Raw genomic sequence first — 17651 nt, 5'->3', positions numbered from 1 at the left:
GTCTTATCCTTTGCGTTTAGCCGGCTTCAGCAGTGCCTGGCCGTAGAATTTCATCTTGAAGGGCGGGAACCACAGGGTTTTCCCTAAGCCCCGCGCCGCCTTGTCGATCAGGTAGGCGGCCTTGGGGGATTTCGTGGCGAAGGCCGCGCCCGCCATGACACCAAACACCGCCGCCTGGATCAGGCCCTGCATCATCCATGCCGCGCATTTCAGGTACTTGCCGTTGACACCGGTCGAATGGGATGGCCCCTGACCATAGGCGAAGCCGCGTTTCAGCGTGTAGTCCAGGGTGGCGCGTTTGGGGGGGACATCTTCCCATACGGGAGCATCGGCGGCCCAACTCATGACCTTGCCCTGGGCTTTGAGCGCCGTGAACAGGATGTCGTCCTCGCCGCCCATCTCGTTCTGGCTGGTGGCGAAGGGCAGTTCGTCTTTCGGCAGGACGGCGCGGCGGATCAGCGAATTGCCGCAACCGTAATAGTGGGGAAGCACGCCCGACTCTTCTGGCCCGAAGCGTGAAAAGAAGGCTTCGAAATAGGGCCGGTATTGCGCCACATCGTCAGGGATGCGTGCAGTGACGGGGCCGAAGACGACATCGGCCTTGAAGTGAGTCTGGTTAGCCAGCATGCGCCATAGCCAGTCGGCCGGCGCTTCTTCGTCGTCGTCCAGAAAGGCGATGAAGTCGGCCTGGGTGGTGGCCACCGCCGAGTTACGGGCATTGGCGACGCCGGTTTTCGGTTCATGGACGAACAGCACCGGGAAGGTCGCGGTCAGGGCGAAGGCCTCGACCTGGGGGCGAGCCGAACCTTCGGGGCTGTTGTCACAGACGATGAGGTCAAGCGCGGTTCCGGAAAGGCCGGTCTGGGCCGTGATGGACGCCATGGCGCGGTCCAGGCCTTCCGGGCGGCGGAAGGTCGGAATGATGACGCTGACGGATTTCAAGGCAACAGGCGGGCGCGTATCAGGCATCGGAGGAACCCTTGCGTTTGGGGGACGTGACGACGGCGTGGGTGAAGCCGCGCAGGCGGGCGACCGTGTCCAGTTCCAGACTGGCGATCACGTCCATGCGGCGGTCGATCCGGTTCAGGAGGTGATCGACCGGACGAATGGCGCGCTGGAGGCGGCGGCCAGCCTTCAGGAAACCTTGTTTGAAGCGGCCGGCCGGCGATGAGCTGAACACCATGGCGTTGTGGACGACGCTGTGGTGGTTGCAGAAGGCGGGCTTGTAGTGCTGCTGGCCGGTCGACAGGTCGTACCAATTGATGCCGGCGTCTTTCAAAGGCATGCGGCAGTCGTTAAGGAATATCTGGCCGGGCGAATAGGCGCCAAACGCCGGATCGAAGCTCGATACCCACGGGTGGGCGTTTTCGCCAATGCGCGGTCCGAACTGATACATCAGCGGTACATCGCCGGCCACAAGGGTAACCAGGCAGCCGTGCAGGCCGTCCTTGGGGGCTTCGAACAGGTTGCGCATCAGGCGCTGGACCCAGGGTGCGGCCAGGAAATCGTGCATGCCGTTGTGGCGGACCTGGGTGCGCTTCAGTTCCAGCATGGCCTCGAAGTGGTGCGGGTTGTCGTCGCCAATGATAAAGTGCGGCTCACCGACCGCTTCGGTCAACTGACGGCGCAGGCGGCTGATGTTCTTGGCCAGCTTCTTGACGACATTATTGCCGGGGGCGTCGCCGCGCAGGTCCAGGGCATAGGCGTCATCGGGCGTGGCGCTTCGCATTACCTCCTGGCCGAAAACACCGTAGGGATCAACGATGCCGGAGACGTGCATGCGGTCAATGCCGGCCAGTTGCAGCGCCTGTTCGATCGTGAAGCCGGGCTCATGCGCCGTGATCACCGCGCTGTAGTCGGAAAAGGGCGCACCGACGGGGCGCGCGAAGCGGCCCGGGCGGCGGTGGTGCGGCAGAAAGCCGATGGTATGGCCATTGCGGCGATAAACGCAGACATGGACGTCGTCGCGAACCTGGGCGACGGTGCGGACGAAGTCAGGCGACAGCAGGGGGGAGGCGAAGTCGGGCGTTGCGGCGGCCAGGTCACGCCAATAGGCGATTTCGCGCTGCGGCAGGTCGTTGGCCTCGTAAAGTGTACAGGTGAGCATGATCGCCTTCGGAACAAAAACTTACGGTCCCGACGGCACCTGCAAGCCCCATGCCGGAAACTACCGCAAACCTAGTAAATATAAGGTTTTGAAACGTATTTAACCGGCATTAACTTATGGATTACATGACAAGCATACACGTCATTATGACAAGGTTACTTGACAATTTTTGGGGATGTGATAGGTTTCCCTGGAAGCTGCATGTCAAAGGGGTTTTCACAATGAAACAATTTCCCTGGCTACTTGGCGGCTGAAGACGGCGTCGACCGATGAATTCGCGGTGACCCGGAAACGCTTCGCCGCCCAGACCGGTCTTGTTCTCGCCGAACAGGGAAAAAGATGAACAACCGTCTCAAGGTTCTGCGCGCCGAACGCAACTGGTCCCAGGCCGACCTTGCCGGCCAGCTGGGCGTTTCGCGCCAGACCGTCAACGCCATTGAAACCGGCAAGTATGATCCGTCCCTGCCTCTGGCGTTTCAGCTTGCCCGTCTGTTCGACATGCGGATAGAAGATATCTTCACGCCGGAATGAGTTTTGGGGGGAGTTATGGTGAAGACAACGATACTGGCGGCCTTTGCGGCCATATTTGTCGGGTTTGCCGCTCCGGTCTGGGCCGAGGCGCCGAAGATCCCCGCGGGGCAGGCAGCTCTGGCGTCGCCCAGGCCGCCGATGTGGGTTATCCGTGACGAAGACTCGACCCTCTATGTCTTCGGCACCATCCACGCCATGCGCGAAGGTGTGACCTGGATGACACCAGCGATTCAGGAACGCTTCGACCAGAGCACGGATCTGTGGCTGGAAATCGCCGACATGGACGATACCGCCAAGCTTCAGGCGGTCGCCATGAAATACATGTTCGATCCGGCCGGCAAGCTGACCGAAAGGCTGACGGCCGATGAAGCCTCTGATCTGGGCCGGCGCCTGCAGGCCTGCGGCGCCAGTACCCAGCAGCTGTCGATCATGCGTAAATGGGCGGTCGGCCTTTTTCTGGTGCAGTGCCAGTTCAAGGCAATGGGCCTGAATCCGGAGCACGGCATCGACCTGACCCTGCTGAGGGAGGCGCGCGCGGCCGCAAAGACCATTCACGGGCTGGAAACCATCGAGGAACAGATGGATATCCTGGCGCCCGATACACCCGACGAAGACCTCAAGACGCTGCGGATGACCCTGTCAGAGATCGACAAAACGCCGGAGATTATCGATCCCCTGATCAGCGCCTGGCTGGCCGGTGATATCGAGGCAATGGAAAAGCCCCTGGTCACCAGAATCGCCGACGAAGACCGGGACGGGTATGAGCGAATGATCGTCCAGCGCAACCGCAGCTGGGTGCCCAGGATCAAAGCTATTCTGGACGGCGAGGGGACCGTGTTCATTGCCGTTGGTACCGCCCACCTGATTGGCGATGATAGCGTGATTGCCCTGCTTGACCAGGCTGGCATCTCGGCAAAGCCCATCAAAACGGGTTCCTGAGTGACGTAGCAGAGTAGTACTTTGGGAGCAGACCAGCCTTAATCTTTGGCTAACCCTGTTTCAAAATGATCCTTAACAAGGGGTAAAAACGCGGCCTGCGACTTGCAGGACATGGACATTCGTCCTGTCAAGCAAGGGGTCGTGATGACCAAGCTCATCAACTTTCGGGAATGCCAGGCGCCGGTGGAAAAGACCGGCCAGTTGAGCTGGGCGCTCGACGTAAGCCTTTTGTCGGCGGCGGCGGCTTGCGTCGTTGTTACCACGGTGGCTGGGGGTCTGTGGTTGAACCGGTCACGTGAGGCGCCGGGTGTGGTGCTGAACGTCACGGCCGGCCAGGATCCGGATGTGGCCGAAGCGCGGGCCGGGCCTATGGGCGCGCCGCTGCTGTGGGTGGCCAAAAAGGGCGATGCCACGGTCTATCTGTTCGGCAGCGTGCATCTGCTGCCACCGGGCACAGTCTGGGCCGACCAGCGCTTATTCGTTGCCTTCGACAGCGCCGACCAGGTCTGGTTCGAGACGCGCAATCTCGATCGGCTGCCGCCGGTGAATGACAGCCGGCTGACCGCGGGCGCCGATGTCTCGCTGTTTCGTCGCGCCAGGCTACTGGACAAGTCCGTGGGTGGCTTCGAGGCCGACCGTTCGCCGCGCGGCAAGGCTGGCACGGGCTTTTCGGACGACGGAGTCAATGTCTCGCTGGAGGCCTGGCGTCGCGGCGACCAGAAGGCGATGACGCAGCATGTTATGGCGCTGGCCAAGTCCGATCCGGATATCTATCGCTGGCTGCTGAGCGACCGCCACAAGGCTTGGCTGCCAAGGATCGAGGGCATGATGAATGAGCCGGGGACGTCGTTTGTGACGCTGGGTGCCTCTCATATGGTCGGTCCGGAAGGTATCGTCGCCCAACTACGTCAGCGTGGCTATGACGTGACGCGGATGGACGTGCGGTAGCCGGTTTTGATGTGGCGTGCCGGCGATCCAGAATTCGCTTTGTGGCGCGGGTTGAAAACCTTTTTCGAGTGCTCGGACAGTGCACATTTGACCACATGAAAGCCAAACAGGCGTCTGTGAGTAAGCAGCCGGTACTCACCCGGACTGGCAACTGCGGTCGTCGGTGCGAACGGTATTTCATCCTGTCGGTAGCGGAGCGCAAACCTCGCGGACGCCTTGAAGCCTTGGCTCCCTGTCGGGAGGTGCCGTGAGCGCAGCCAATCCCGTGCGGCAGCGATCGCCGGGTCGAGTTGGTGTCTGCCTTTATAACCTTGGCCTATCTCGCCACGAAAGGCTCGCCAAGTGAAGATTTCGACCTCCTGCGGAATTCTGGGCCCGCGATACGGCAGTTCGAAGTAAAGGACATACCTGTCATCGACGAGAAAGCCCAAATAGGATTCACATTGGCCGGGCGTGTCCGCGATCCACTGAAATAAGGATCCGGGACAAAGGCCCTGGACGATGGGCATCAGCGGATGGTCTTCCGTAAGCACCGGAAGTAATGTCCTTTCGGGTGGACGTTTGGTCGGCATCAAAGCCCCAGCGCCACACCCAGCAAGATCTGGTTCTGCAGGACATTGCCCTGGATGAAGCGGTCATTGTTGACCAGGTCGGTCTGACGTGTGGCGTCGCGTGTCGCCGCCGTCTCATCACCCTTTTCAGTCTCGTAGCGCCCCGCAATCGCCGCAGACAAGGCCTGCATGGCATCGGTCAGCGTGGCGCCGGTCGCGCTGACCCCATTGGTCATGACCCGAAATCCCACGCCTGGAACAACTTCGATAACCGGTGTCGATGGCGCGTCCATTGGTTTACCCCGTCCCGTTCCGACACCCGGAATAATATTGACATTTCTGGCATATGTCTACAAAACGCACGCCTGATTTCCATGTGATAATCAGCCGGGCAAGTTCGTGCCTGGAACCATATCCTCTTCGCGACCCGCGGAGGGGATTTTATCTTTTGGAGGAGTCCATGACCGCGTCCAACGATCATTTGTTTGGTGTCTATGCCCGTGCCCCCATCGAGGTGGAGCGCGGCGAGGGCGTCCGACTGTATGACCGACACGGCCGCTCATGGCTCGATTTCGTCCAGGGTATCGCCACCAACGGGCTGGGCCACGCGGCCCCGGTCCTGGTCGAGGCCGTGCGCAAACAGACGCAAAAGCTGTGGCACGTGTCGAACATCTTCACCATCCCGGAGCAGGTCGAACTGGCCGGCAAGCTCTGCGCTGCCTCGTTTGCCGACCGTGTGTTCTTCACCAATTCCGGCACCGAAGCCGTCGAGTGCGCGCTCAAGCTGGTGCGTAAGTACCATGCCGCGCGCGGCAACGAAGAGCGCATCGACATCATCGGCTTCGAAGGCGCCTTCCACGGCCGCACCTATGCCGCCGTCACTGCTGCCGGCAACGAAACCTACCTGAAGGGCTTCGGTCCGCGCCTGCCGGGCTTCGTCCATCTGCCGCTGGACGACCACGACGCCATCCGCGCTGCCGCAGAAGCCCCGACCGCGGCCGCCATCCTCGTCGAGCCGGTCCAGGGCGAAGGCGGGGCGCGCGCCCTTACCGACGCAGAACTGATACTGCTGCGGGACCTGTGTGACGCCAACGGCCTGCTGCTGATCTTCGACGAGATCCAGTGCGGCATGGGCCGTTCAGGCAAGCTGTGGGCCCATGAGTATTCCGGCGTCATTCCCGACGTGATGTGCATCGCCAAGGCGCTGGGCGGCGGGTTTCCCATCGGTGCCTGCCTTGCCACCGAGGACGCGGCCTCCGGCATGACCGTCGGCGCCCACGGCTCGACCTTTGGCGGCAATCCGCTGGCCATGGCCGTCGGTCTTGCTGCCTTTGGCGAAGTTTCCAGTCCTGACCTGCTCGACAATGTCCGTAAGCAGTCCGGCTATCTCAGGCAGCAGCTGGAAGGCCTGAAACAGACCTGGCCCGACATGATCGACGAGATCCGCGGCCGCGGCCTGCTGATCGGCATCAAGCTCAAGCCGAATAACCGCGAGATCATGACCCGGGCCCGCGACAACGGCCTCCTTATCGCCGGCGGCTCGGACAACTGCGTGCGCTTGCTGCCGCCGCTGAATGTCACCGAGGACGAGTGCCGGGAGGCTATCGGTTTGTTGGAAAAGACGTTCGAGGGCGCGCGCGCCGCCGCCAAGCAAAACGAACAGGCCTGAAATCTGACGGAGGGGTCGTTGCCCCTCCGCCTCCTGTCCAGGTGACGGGAGTAGGGGAGACGTCTCATGACCCGCCATTTTCTCGATATTTGCGACCTCGACGCTGCCGCCCTGCGCGCCATCGTCGACGACGCCCACCGCCGCAAGGCCGCCCGCAAGGGTTGGACCCAGGGCCGCGTCGACGCCGACGCCCCGGCCAGGGATCGCGTTCTGGCCATGATTTTCGAGAAGAACTCAACGCGGACGCGTTTCTCGTTTGATGCTGCCATCCGCCAGCTGGGCGGCAGCGCCATCATTTCGACTGCGTCGGACATGCAACTGGGCCGCGGCGAGCCGATTGAGGATACGTCGAAGGTGCTCTCGCGCATGGTCGATGCCATCATGATCCGCGCCAACCGCCATGACGACGTCCTGCGCCTGGCGGCGGTGTCGGCGATCCCGGTGATCAACGGCCTGACCAACCTGTCGCACCCGTGCCAGATTCTCGCCGATATCCAGACCATCGAAGAACATCGAGGTCCCATTGCTGGCAAGGTCCTGGCCTGGGTCAGCGACGGTAACAATGTCTGCAACAGTCTTATCCATGCAGCGGCGCGCTTTGACTTCGAGCTGCGCATTGCCTGTCCCGAAGGCTATAAGCCGTCGATGGACGCCATGGCGTTTGCCGCCCAGCACGGCGCCCGGGTCACGGTCGCGTCCGACCCCCGTGCCGCTGTTGACGGCGCCGATGTGGTGCTGGCCGATACCTGGGTTTCGATGGGTGATCTCGATCACGACGAGCGCTTGATGGCGTTTCACGCCTATCAGGTCGATACCGCCCTGATGAAGCTGGCCAAGCCCGATGCCGTGTTCCTTCACTGCCTGCCAGCCCACCGGGGCGAAGAGGTCAGTGACGACGTCATCGATGGCCCGCAATCGCTGATCTGGGATGAGGCCGAAAACCGGATACATGCGCAAAAAGCTATCCTCGCCTGGTGCTTTGGCGCTCAATAACCTTATACCTCCCCACGTGTGGGAAGGTATAAATTAATACTGCCGGGGCGGTTGGCCCAGGCCGTAGTGGTGCATCAGAATCGAGAACATCACCGCGGTAAAGGCAGCCGAAAGCAGCATCACGAAGCGCCACGGCACCATGCGCGGGCCGGGCCGGCGCAGGTCGGGCGGCCGGGCGCCAAGCCAGCCCGCAAGAACAGTGAACAATACTCCCGCAATCAGGAGAATCACGTTAAGGGCTGGGTCCATGTCCATGGCGTCTCATGACTGGAAACAGCGCTTCAGGCAAGGGGCGGACGGCAGGCGGCCAGGACATTGTGTCCACAGAAACCTGACCGGACGCCATATGTTGTGGTTATCAATGGGTTTACACCCCAGATTATGCGGTCTACGCTCGCGTACTGGACGAAATTGGGGAGTCGCATGAGCGCGAACGCACCTTGGAGTGTTAAAGGCATCGACGCCAAGGCGCGAGAAGTCGCCAAGGACTTGGCGCGCCGATCCGGCATGACGCTTGGGGAGTGGCTCAACCAGATGATCCTCCAGGGCGAGGATGTCGGTGCCCTGATCAGTCAGGAACGTGAGCGTCACGAACGTCCCGCTCCAGCGGCCCGCCCCCTCCAGCGCCGGATTCCCGAAGCCGCCTATGACGAGGAAGAGGCCGACGACGATTACGAGGAAGAGGCGCGGTTTGCGCCGCGCAGCCGCCGCCCGGCTCATGTCTATCGCGAAGCCGTTTATGCCGACGAAGCGCCTCGGATGAAACGCCCCGAGTTGCGGCCCGAATCGCGACCAGAGGCGCGTCCCGGGTCCTATTCGGCGGCGCCCCGATACCAATCTGCCCAACCTAAAGCCGCCCCACTCCAAAGCGCGCCACCCCAAAGCGCCCCACCTCTGTCGTCACGCGACCTGCGCCGCAACTCGATCTTTACCGATCGTCCGCGCGCCGACCCTTACGAAGATCAGAACTACGCTGCCGCATCCGACGATCTCGGCCGCGTCGCCCGCGCTCTGGAAGGTCTGGGTTCGCGCATCGAATCGTCCGAAACCCGTTCGGCCAGTGCTGTGCGCAGCGTGTCGAACGCGGTCGAGTCCTTGCTGGGCCGACTCGAACGCTCTGAAGCGGCCCTTGAAGCGGTCACCAGTCAGACGCGTGAAGAACTGCACGGCCGCCTGGATGAGCAGTCGCAGGAGGTGCTGTCCTCATTCGAACAGTTGGCGCGTCGTAGTGAAGAAGATCGTCGCCGCAGCGAGGAAGATCGCCGCCGGATCGAGGAAGACCGTCTGCGCCTGGAAGAAGACCGCCGCCGCACGGAGCAGGACCATGACCTGTTCGCTGAACGTCTCGGCCAGGCCGAGCGCCTGATCGGCGCCCAGGCCGAGCGGTTGGAGGGTCTCTCTGGCCATGTCCGCGAAGAGCGCGAACGGATGGCCAGGATCGAGGCCGGGCTGAAAAGCAACCAGACCATTGAGACGGTCAAGGCCGTTGAGGGTGCGCTGGGCAAGCTCGCGAACCAGCTCTATGAAGGCGACGTTCGGACCCGCGAGACGGTCAAGGACATCCGCACCGACATGGTCACCCTGTCGCACCGCCTGGCCCAGATGGAGACCCGCGACCCCGAACGCGCCGCCCAGGGCGCGATCGACAAGGTTGTCTCGCGTATGGCCGAACGGCTGGAAGCCGCTGAGGCCCAGACCTCCGGTGCCATCAAGACGCTGGAGAACGCTTTCCGCAATCTCGAAGGCCGGCTGTCGCGTGCCGAAGAACGCGGCGATGTTTCCGATCCGGAAGCCGCCCGCTCGCTGACCCAACTGGCCTCCGAACTGTCGCGCCGCGTCGAGGAAAACCGTCAGGAACTGCTGGGCGTCCTCAACACGGCGGGCAAGGACGGCATCGAGGCGGCCGTCGGCCGGTTCGAAGCCCGTTTGGAACAGGTCGAACGCCGCCAGGCCGCTGCGCTGGAGCGTATGGGCCAGGAAATCGTCCGCATGGCCGGAACTTTTGACCGCCGCGTCAAGAGCGTCGAGGAAGCCAATTCCTCGGGCCTGACCCGTCTTGGTGCCGAGGTGACGCGCGTTGCTGAAACCGTCGAGACTCGCGCCTCCCGCACCGAATCCAGTCACGCCCAGGCTTTGGAACGCCTGGGTGGAGAGATTGCCCGTATTTCCGAACGGCTGACTGCCAAGCTCCAGGACACCGAGCGCCGGACCACCCAGGTGCTGACGGGCATCGGCCAGGAGTTCGAGCAGCAGCGCGACCTGTCGCGCAACGACCTGGCCGAGCGTATCCGCCAGAGTGAAGAACGCACGGCCAAGCTGCTGGAAGAGGCGCGCGGCCGCATCGACCAGAAGCTGGCCCATGTCCAGAAGCAAACCCTGCTCAATGAGGCCGTCGCCAAGCCAGCGCCGACTCCGGCGCGTGAAGACCTACCCAGTCCTTTCCCGGCCAGTCCTTTCTCTACCAGTCCTTTCGCCGCGCCTGCTCCCGCAGTGAGCCCGGTGGCCGCCCCGGCGGTCGACATCGAAACCAGGCCGTTCGCCCAGTTTTCCGGCGGTTTCGAGGACGAAAAGCTGGATTCGGCTCGGACCTCGGGGCTTGGGTCCGTCCGGGCAGCGATCAGCGAAGACAAGGTGGACCTCACCGGCCGGCTGCTCAGCTCGGTGACGGACTTTACGCCGGAGTTCGATCCGTTCGAAGACGGTGATGAAGAGGACTTCAGCGCCGAACTCATGAATTCGCCCCTGCGCCAGCGCAACCAGCCGCCGCAGGCCGCCCTGCGCGCGCAGGCGCTGGATGCGCATCCGGTCGAAGTCCGCCCGAGCGGCGATCCTTTGACCGAAGGGGACGACCACGATCCCTTTGCCGACATCGATACCGCTCGCAAGACGGCGCCACGTGGGCAGTCCTATGCCGCCCAGACGTCTAAGGTTCAGGCGCATCAGGTTCAGACGCCTCAGGTTCAGGCCTCGGCATTCGACCATGACGACGACGATGCCGCTGTATCGGTGTCGACTCGCGACGCCCTGGCGGCGGCCCGGGCTGCCGTTCGCGCCAGCATTGAAGCCGACGATAAGCCGTTGGGCGGTCTGCGTGCCGGCGCCTCGCGGATCAGCGCAGCGCAATCGCGTGCCCCAAAGCCCAAGACGGGTGGCGAGAGCACGCTGATGAAGGCCTTCAAGGCGTCATCAGTCGCGATCGGCGCCGTACTGCTGGTCGCCGGTGGCATCGGCGGAACGGCCTTGGTGTGGGAGCAGGTCGACCAGGATAGCCCGCAGGACAAGAATGTCGAGGATACGCCCATTGTCGCGGCCGTCCTGACACCTGAGACCGAAGCTGAGGATACCCAGAACCAGCGGAACCTGGCGACACGCTACGATCTGGCCATTCAGCAAGTCGAAGCCCGCAAACCCGGTGCTGTTGAGGTTTTGAAAGAGGTCGCCGGCCAGGGCTACGCCCCGGCGCAATATCGCCTGGGCCAGATCTATGGCGGCGAGAAGGAATATGCTGGCTTCGTCAAACCGGACAAGGCTGAGAAGCGCAAGTGGATGCGCCGTGCCGCCGAAGGCGGAATCAGCGAGGCCATGTATTCTCTGGGTCTGCAGTATTATAACGGTGAGGGCGGGGCCCAGGACCGCAGCACGGCGGCCATGTGGTTCCGCCAGGCAGCGTTGCGCGGCCAGCCGGACAGCCAGTTCAATCTCGGCATTTTGCATGAAAATGGCGTCGGTGTTGCCCTGAATCCCACCGAGTCCTACAAGTGGTATGCCCTGGCAGCGCGGGATGACAGCAATCCGCGCAATGCGGCGGAGGCGCGCACCGCTGCTGACCGCTTGCGGGCGCAACTGAGCGAATCCCAGTTGCAACGCGCAGAGACGGCGATAGCCAGCTTCACGCCGATTACCGACGACGCTCCGCCTCTCCCGGCCAGCGCTGGCCCCCAGAGCTAGCCCCCAGAGCTAGCCTCATCGGAAAGCCGTTGTCGTGGCAGACGCCATGGCGTAGGTTAACACAGTGAGTGACCTGCCATCCGATCCCGTTGCCGCGCCGCCATGGCGTGACCTGACTCCGTCCCATGCCCTGGGGCTGACGCCGGCGCGCGCCTTCGTCGTTGGCCCGGAAGGCGGCCGGGTGATTGCCCTGCCGGAGCTGCGCGAACTGTGGGGCCGCGAAGCTCTGATCATCGCCAATGCGCCGCTGGTGCGCACCCGCCTGTTCGGCAACCGCCAGTCACGCGAAGCCCGCCATTTCGACGTGTTGGAGCTATACGCCTTTATCCGCCCGGCCCAGTTCTGCGCCCCGTCGGCGGCGGGCCTGGCCCTGGCCTGTGGTCACATCGAACCCGAAACACCTGAAGATCAGGCGCGCATCCTGGTCCAGGTCATTCTCGATCTGTGCGAAGAGTTGCGGGCGTCGCCGCTCGGCTTCCGCCTGGCCGCCCAGTCGGGGGTCAAGTTGATGGACCGCCAGGGCTGGGTATGGGCGCCGCTGGTCCAGGCGGTACTGGACCATACCTCCATGCCGGCCGACTATGTGGCGCCGCCGGCGCTCGACATCTGGTCTCTGCTGGAGGAATGGGAGGACCAGCCGCCGGAAGGCCAGGCGCGCGCCGTCGCCATGTCGGAAGAGGAGGTTGCCCAGCATCTCGGCCGTGGCCTGCAGCGCGCCGGCCTCGATGAACGAAGACCGGAGCAGCTCGACTTCGCGCTTAAGGCGCGGGAAATCTTCGCGCCAAAATGGATGAAGGATCAGCCCAATATGTGGCTGCTGGAGGCCGGAACCGGCGTCGGCAAGACCCTCGGCTACCTGGCGCCAGCCCATGCCTGGGCGGAAAAGGCCCAGGGCCAGGTGTGGATTTCGACCTATACCAAGGCACTGCAGAAACAGATCCATCATGATACGCGGGCCTTGTTCGACAGCGCCGCCGAACGCGCCGATAAGGTGGTCGTGCGCAAGGGGCGCGAAAACTATCTCTGCCTGCTGAATTTCCAGGAGCGGCTGGCTGGCCTGCATAGCGCCCCGGAGCTGATCATGGCGGTGCTGATGGCGCGCTGGGCGATGTATTCGCGCGATGGCGATATCCTGAGTGGCGATTTTCCGACCTGGTTGCCGTCGCTGCTGCCGCCCGGCACACCGGCCCAGGTGTTCCAGACCCTGACACCGCACAGCCTGGTCGACCGCCGTGGCGAATGCACCTATGCCGCCTGCCCGCACTACCGCGTCTGCTTCATTGAAAAGTCGGTGCGCAAGGCCAAGTCGGCGTCTCTGGTCATCGCCAACCACGCCCTGGTCATGGCCCAGGCGGCCTATGACATGCGCGACACGGCTCGGGCGCAACTTAAGGCGGAAATGAACGGCGAGGATGTGCCGGCCGACGCCGACGCGCCGGCCCTGGCGCGCCTGGTCTTCGACGAAGGCCACCACGTTTTTGAGGCTGCCGACAGCGCCTTTGCCACGCGGCTGTCGGGGTTGGAAGCCTATGAGCTGCGGCGGTGGATCCGCGGCAATGAGGGGCGATCGCGGCGCGGACGTGGCCTGGAGGCGCGGTTGGGCGACCTGATCGCCGGTCAGGAGACAGCCCAGACGGCAATGAAGGAACTGATCCGCGCGGCCCATGTCCTGCCAGCCGACGGTTTCTCCCAACGCCTCGGTGTTCGCACCCAGTCGGGCGGCGGGTTGGATCCGATCGGCCCGATCGAGGCTCTGCTGGTCCAGGTCTATAGTCAAATCGACATCCGCCAGGGCGAGGCGCGGTTGCGGTCGCGATTCTCGCCCGATGCCGATCAGAGTGGCGAATGCGAGGCCCATCCCTGTATCGAAGGCGTTGCGGTGGCGGCCAAGCTGGCGGCGCGCGCCCTGGCCGGGATCGAGGCCCCGCTGCTGGCGCTTGTGCGGGCCCTGGAGGATAGGCTGGGAGAGGGCGCCGAATTGGAACAGGCCGATCGGATACGTATCGAAGGCGCCCTGCGTGGGCTCGAACGGCGGGCGCGGCTGGTGTTGCCGGCGTGGCGTTCTCTGCTGCAGCACCTGGCGCTCGAGGCTGGCGATATCGTCGACGACGACGGTACGGCACACACCATCGACTGGTTCTCGACAGAGGTCCTGCGCGGCAAGGTGGTCGATGTCACCTTGAACCGCCACTATGTCGACCCTAGTCTGCCGCTGGCGGAGTTCGTCCTCAAGCCGGCCCATGGCGTGCTGGTCGCTTCGGCGACCCTTAGTGACGGCGTAGGCCAGGGCATGGGCGACAGCGATACCGACCGCTTTGCCCTGGCCAAACAGCGCACCGGCGCCAATCACCTCGTGATGGGCGCAAAGACGGCACGGATCGCCTCGCCTTTCGACTATGCCCGCCAGGCGAGACTGTTCGTCATTACCGACCTGAGTCGCGAAGATCCACGCGCTGTCGGTGCGGCGATGGAGGCTTTGTTCAAGGCGTCGAAGGGCGGCGGTCTGGGCCTGTTCACGGCCATTCGCCGGCTGAAACTTGTGTATGAGCAGATCAACCGGCCGCTCAGCGAGGCGGGGATTTCGCTGTATGCCCAGCATGTTGATCCTCTGGACGTGTCGGACCTGATCAGCGTCTTCCGCAGCGAGCACCATTCGTGTTTGCTGGGCACGGATGCGGTGCGCGATGGCGTCGATGTCCCTGGCCAGGCGCTGCGGCTGATTGCCTTCGACCGGATTCCGTGGCCGCGACCGGATTGCCTGCACCGTGCCCGGCGCAAGCATTTCGGCAATAAGCTGTACGACGATGCTTTGACCCGGGCCAAGCTGGCGCAAGCCTTCGGGCGTTTGATCCGCAAGGCGGATGACCGGGGCGTGTTTGTGATGCTGGATTCGGCGGCGCCAACGCGGTTGTTTTCGAGCTTGCCGGAAGGGGTGGTGGTGCAGCGCTGTACGCTCGCCGAAGCGCTCGAGTCGGTGGGGAAATTCCTGCACGGCGAACCCGGTGTACCTGCATCGGCGGAAGCGGAATAGCTTTCCCTATACCTCCCCGCGCTCTTCGCGTGGGGTGAGCGTCGCCGGAGTACGGCTCCTGCAAGCGAAGGACCGCACGAGCGAGCCAGACCGAAGGCCACCAGCGCGTGAGATGTGGTGGTGGGGCGACTTTCTTCGGGAATTTTGCTTTAATACCAACCCGCGAAAATCTTGACTCATCGTGGGTTGGCAAGCGCGCCAGAGAACGTTCTTTGGGCGCCCGAGCTTTTGCGAGGAGCCATGGGGGGCGCCTAGTCCGGCGCTTGAGCTGAAAAAAACGAATACCAAGCGCCATTCTTTATGAGGCTTGGTATAAGTCTGGTATGGCAAGGCGGGTTTGCCAGCCGTTCGGTAAAGGCGACACATGATTCCGTACCTTAAACTCGGACCGTTGGACGCGCCCAAACTGGAAATCATGCCATCGGATGTGAACCCGGTAGTCGCGTTGATGATCGAGCACTATTCGCCGCTAAATGAAGATGATCTCGATAACGTGTGGACGTTCGTGCAGTTGGACGGCCTGTTTCTTGGAGAAGACACAGAGAGCTTCTTCCTGAAGTTCGAAACGCTTTGCCAGCGTATTCTTGTTGGCGAACTGGTCCAATATGACCTTGACCGAATAAGGACGTCTGAGTTTGCGGACTACCTGAAGCGGGGGATGGACGATGGTGTCATCGGGCCCGGCGTAAAGGCGGCGGCGCAACGCTTTCTGGAGTTTCTGGCCGCTCATCCGGAGCACTGGCCTTATAGAAGGTAATGTCTGTCCGGTAATTCCGCATCGCTTTTTTGCGCCGTCACCGGTTCCCAAGCGCCTCCGCGTCTGGCATGACAAAGGTTAACAGGAGATCGCCATGGCACACGACGACATCAGCTTGAACCGGCCCGCCAAAAGACGCAGCCGCATCGGTTTGTTCGCGCCGATCGTTATCGTTGTCCTGCTGGCCCTGGGATGGACTGGCTACTGGTTCTATGTCGCCAACGATGTCGACAAGCGCATTACCGCCCACCAGGCGCAATTGGTCGCCCAGGGCTATCAGGCGACGGTCGACCGCCGTCAGGTCACCGGATATCCTTTCCAGATGTATGTCGCCTTTGACAACATCACCGTCATCGCGCCCAGTGGCAAGGGTTTCAGTGCCAGGGAACTTAAGGCCCAGGCCAATGCCTATGCGCTTGACAAATGGGTGATGGTAGCGCCGCAGGGCCTGACCCTCTATCGCGGCCGTCTGGATGGCGTCGATTATGGCAAGGTCGAGGTTACCGGTCGGTCTCTGCGCGCCAGCGTTTCAGGACTGCTCAAGCCCATTTACAATGTCGCCATCGTCGGCATCGACGTTAAATTGACTCCGTCCGACCCGACGCGGCCCTTCGCCTTTACCACAGCCGATAAGTTCGATGCCTATCTTCGTCCGACGCTCGACGTGGCAGACTCGGCCGACTTTCTGGTCACAGTGAGCGGCGCCCATGGCCAGCCAAAAAGCCTGATCGGCGACTTTTCACCCGAAAAACCAATGAACCTGCATCTCGAAGGCAGGTTGAATCACTATGCCGCCTTCAACGGCGGGGTGCGCGCATGGGCGGCGGCTGGCGGAACGGCGACCGGTGTCACGTCGCAGGTGACGGCCGGCGATCTCGAGCTTATGCTGACCAGCGACCGCCTCACCGCGGACCCTGACGGCCATCTGACGGGCAAGGCCAATATCGAAATGAAGGGGACCTTCAATCCGATTGACGTCCTGGGAGCGCTGCGGCTGATCTCGCCGGAGAATATGACCATCGCCAAGCCGCTGCTCAACCTGACCCTGGCCACACAGGGGACCCAGAAGTTCGCGCTCGATTTCCATGACGGCGGCGCCTATATCGGGCCGCTGAAGGTTTCAGATGCACCGGTTCTACCTTAGACTTGGCTTAGATTTGGCTTAGATCTGGCCTGAACTTGCCGTAACTGGTTACGATTGCGTGCAATTTTTTTGAAATCTGCGCGATAGACTGACCATGGCGGCGGTATGGGCGTAAAGCCGGCTTGTTCACGCCGGCGTGAGGACGTAAGGTCTTGCCTTTTCAGCGCCTACTGAAAAGACGAGTGCGACCGTGACGACCCTGACAGATTTAAGAGCGCAGATCGACGCTCTGGATGCAGAACTTTTGCGCCTGGTCGATGCGCGCGCTGCCCTGGGCCGCGCCATCGGCGAAGCGAAAGCGCGCGAGGGTGCCGGCAACGATACCGTCTCCCTGCTGCGACCCGACCGCGAAGCCATCCTGATCCGCAAGCTGCTGGCCATGCCGCGTGAGGCGGCTTCGGACTCGGTGGTGGTGCGCATCTGGCGTGAGTTGATTTCCGAAAACCTGCGCATCCAGGGCCAGGCGCGCGGCGGCCTGCACCTGAACCTCAGCGCCAGGGAACACAGCCGCGAAGTCCTGGTGTGGGCGCGTGAGCGCTTCGGTTTTGCGCCGTCGTTTGGCTATGTCGACGATGCGACGGCGGCGATCGCCGCGGCGCGCGACATATGCCACATCTCGGTACTCAGCCTGGACCCGCGCGGTGGTGCGTGGTGGGCGCGGCTGCTGGCGGAAAAATCGGTACGGATCATTGCCGCCTTGCCTGAGATATCTCGGACGCGCCCACATGCTGTTGCTGTCGCGGCGATCACGCCGGAGCCGACCGGCGACGACATCACCTTCTGGGTCAGCGACTCGGCCGAGCGCGAAAATCTCATCATCGACGACCTGGCCGAACGCGGCTTTGCGGCTGACTGGGTCTGTTCGGCGCAGGGGCTTAAGCTGTTCTCGCTGTTGGGTTTTGTCCAGGAGGACGATATCCGGCTGAAAGGCGCCCTGGGCAGCCTGACCGGTATCATCGGGGCCGCCCCGCGGATTTAACGGCGCCGGGAGTTGAAAATCTGTGCCGGGCGCAATAAGTCGCTGTCGTAACGA

General features: G+C 62.8%; 15 protein-coding genes. 10 read left to right on the top strand and 5 right to left on the bottom strand.

Annotated elements, in window-relative coordinates:
* Positions 1 to 3 precede the first annotated feature (3 nt).
* Positions 4 to 969: a glycosyltransferase family 2 protein gene (locus ABAC402_RS22950; protein WP_023447987.1), complete on the bottom strand. Its 966-nt coding sequence runs from the start codon at positions 967 to 969 to the stop codon at positions 4 to 6.
* The gene (locus ABAC402_RS22945) at positions 962 to 2107 is read right to left on the bottom strand and encodes a GNAT family N-acetyltransferase (protein ID WP_023447986.1); all 1146 of its coding nucleotides are present in this window, start codon (positions 2105 to 2107) and stop codon (positions 962 to 964) included. Before ABAC402_RS22945 ends, ABAC402_RS22950 begins: the two co-directional genes overlap by 8 nt.
* A 339-nt stretch (positions 2108 to 2446) precedes the next feature.
* Here ABAC402_RS22945 and ABAC402_RS22940 point away from each other — a divergent pair, with 339 nt between their 5' ends.
* From ABAC402_RS22940 to ABAC402_RS22930, 3 genes are all read left to right on the top strand, one after another.
* Complete coding sequence (locus ABAC402_RS22940; protein WP_023447985.1) at positions 2447 to 2638, top strand: helix-turn-helix transcriptional regulator; 192 nt, start codon at positions 2447 to 2449, stop codon at positions 2636 to 2638.
* Between the two features lie 15 nt (positions 2639 to 2653).
* Positions 2654 to 3577: a TraB/GumN family protein gene (locus ABAC402_RS22935; protein WP_023447984.1), complete on the top strand. Its 924-nt coding sequence runs from the start codon at positions 2654 to 2656 to the stop codon at positions 3575 to 3577.
* Positions 3578 to 3721: 144 nt separating this feature from the next.
* A complete protein-coding gene (locus tag ABAC402_RS22930) occupies positions 3722 to 4525 on the top strand; it encodes a TraB/GumN family protein (RefSeq protein ID WP_162148497.1) in 804 nt (267 codons plus the stop codon).
* Here ABAC402_RS22930 and ABAC402_RS39620 read toward each other — a convergent pair.
* Together ABAC402_RS39620 and ABAC402_RS22925 are read right to left on the bottom strand one after the other, a co-directional pair.
* Positions 4495 to 5097, bottom strand: coding sequence for a hypothetical protein (locus ABAC402_RS39620; RefSeq protein WP_155847280.1), 603 nt, complete (start codon positions 5095 to 5097; stop codon positions 4495 to 4497). The two genes, ABAC402_RS22930 and ABAC402_RS39620, sit on opposite strands and share 31 nt — an antisense overlap.
* Positions 5097 to 5369 carry a hypothetical protein gene (locus ABAC402_RS22925; RefSeq protein ID WP_023447982.1) on the bottom strand — a complete coding sequence of 91 codons (273 nt, stop codon included), beginning with the start codon at positions 5367 to 5369 and terminating at the stop codon, positions 5097 to 5099. The genes ABAC402_RS39620 and ABAC402_RS22925 overlap by 1 nt, the downstream gene beginning before the upstream one ends.
* Positions 5370 to 5536: 167 nt before the next feature.
* Between ABAC402_RS22925 and ABAC402_RS22920 the strand changes: the two genes are divergently transcribed.
* Complete coding sequence (locus ABAC402_RS22920) at positions 5537 to 6745, top strand: aspartate aminotransferase family protein (RefSeq protein ID WP_023447981.1); 1209 nt, start codon at positions 5537 to 5539, stop codon at positions 6743 to 6745.
* Between the two features lie 66 nt (positions 6746 to 6811).
* The gene (gene argF / locus ABAC402_RS22915; RefSeq protein WP_023447980.1) at positions 6812 to 7738 is read left to right on the top strand and encodes an ornithine carbamoyltransferase; all 927 of its coding nucleotides are present in this window, start codon (positions 6812 to 6814) and stop codon (positions 7736 to 7738) included.
* A gap of 33 nt (positions 7739 to 7771) precedes the next feature.
* Here argF and ABAC402_RS22910 read toward each other — a convergent pair whose 3' ends face one another.
* Entirely contained in the window at positions 7772 to 7993 is a 222-nt protein-coding gene (locus tag ABAC402_RS22910) for a hypothetical protein (protein ID WP_023447979.1), read from the bottom strand.
* A 168-nt stretch (positions 7994 to 8161) separates the two neighbouring features.
* Here ABAC402_RS22910 and ABAC402_RS22905 point away from each other — a divergent pair, with 168 nt between their 5' ends.
* From ABAC402_RS22905 to ABAC402_RS22885, 5 genes are all read left to right on the top strand, one after another.
* Entirely contained in the window at positions 8162 to 11686 is a 3525-nt protein-coding gene (locus tag ABAC402_RS22905) for an SEL1-like repeat protein (RefSeq protein WP_023447978.1), read from the top strand.
* A 64-nt stretch (positions 11687 to 11750) separates the two neighbouring features.
* Positions 11751 to 14717, top strand: a complete 2967-nt coding sequence (locus ABAC402_RS22900) for an ATP-dependent DNA helicase (RefSeq protein WP_023447977.1) — start codon at positions 11751 to 11753, stop codon at positions 14715 to 14717.
* A gap of 364 nt (positions 14718 to 15081) precedes the next feature.
* Positions 15082 to 15474 carry a hypothetical protein gene (locus tag ABAC402_RS22895; RefSeq protein ID WP_023447976.1) on the top strand — a complete coding sequence of 131 codons (393 nt, stop codon included), beginning with the start codon at positions 15082 to 15084 and terminating at the stop codon, positions 15472 to 15474.
* 94 nt (positions 15475 to 15568) lie between these two features.
* On the top strand, positions 15569 to 16618 hold the full coding sequence (locus ABAC402_RS22890) for a DUF2125 domain-containing protein (protein ID WP_023447975.1): 1050 nt from the start codon (positions 15569 to 15571) through the stop codon (positions 16616 to 16618).
* 190 nt (positions 16619 to 16808) lie between these two features.
* The gene (locus tag ABAC402_RS22885) at positions 16809 to 17597 is read left to right on the top strand and encodes a chorismate mutase (protein ID WP_023447974.1); all 789 of its coding nucleotides are present in this window, start codon (positions 16809 to 16811) and stop codon (positions 17595 to 17597) included.
* Positions 17598 to 17651: the final 54 nt, after the last annotated feature.

The organism is Asticcacaulis sp. AC402 (assembly GCF_000495835.1).
Classification (GTDB): Bacteria; Pseudomonadota; Alphaproteobacteria; order Caulobacterales; family Caulobacteraceae; genus Asticcacaulis.
Note: the sequence above shows the minus strand (reverse complement) of the source record. Positions and strands in the feature narration are given on the sequence as shown.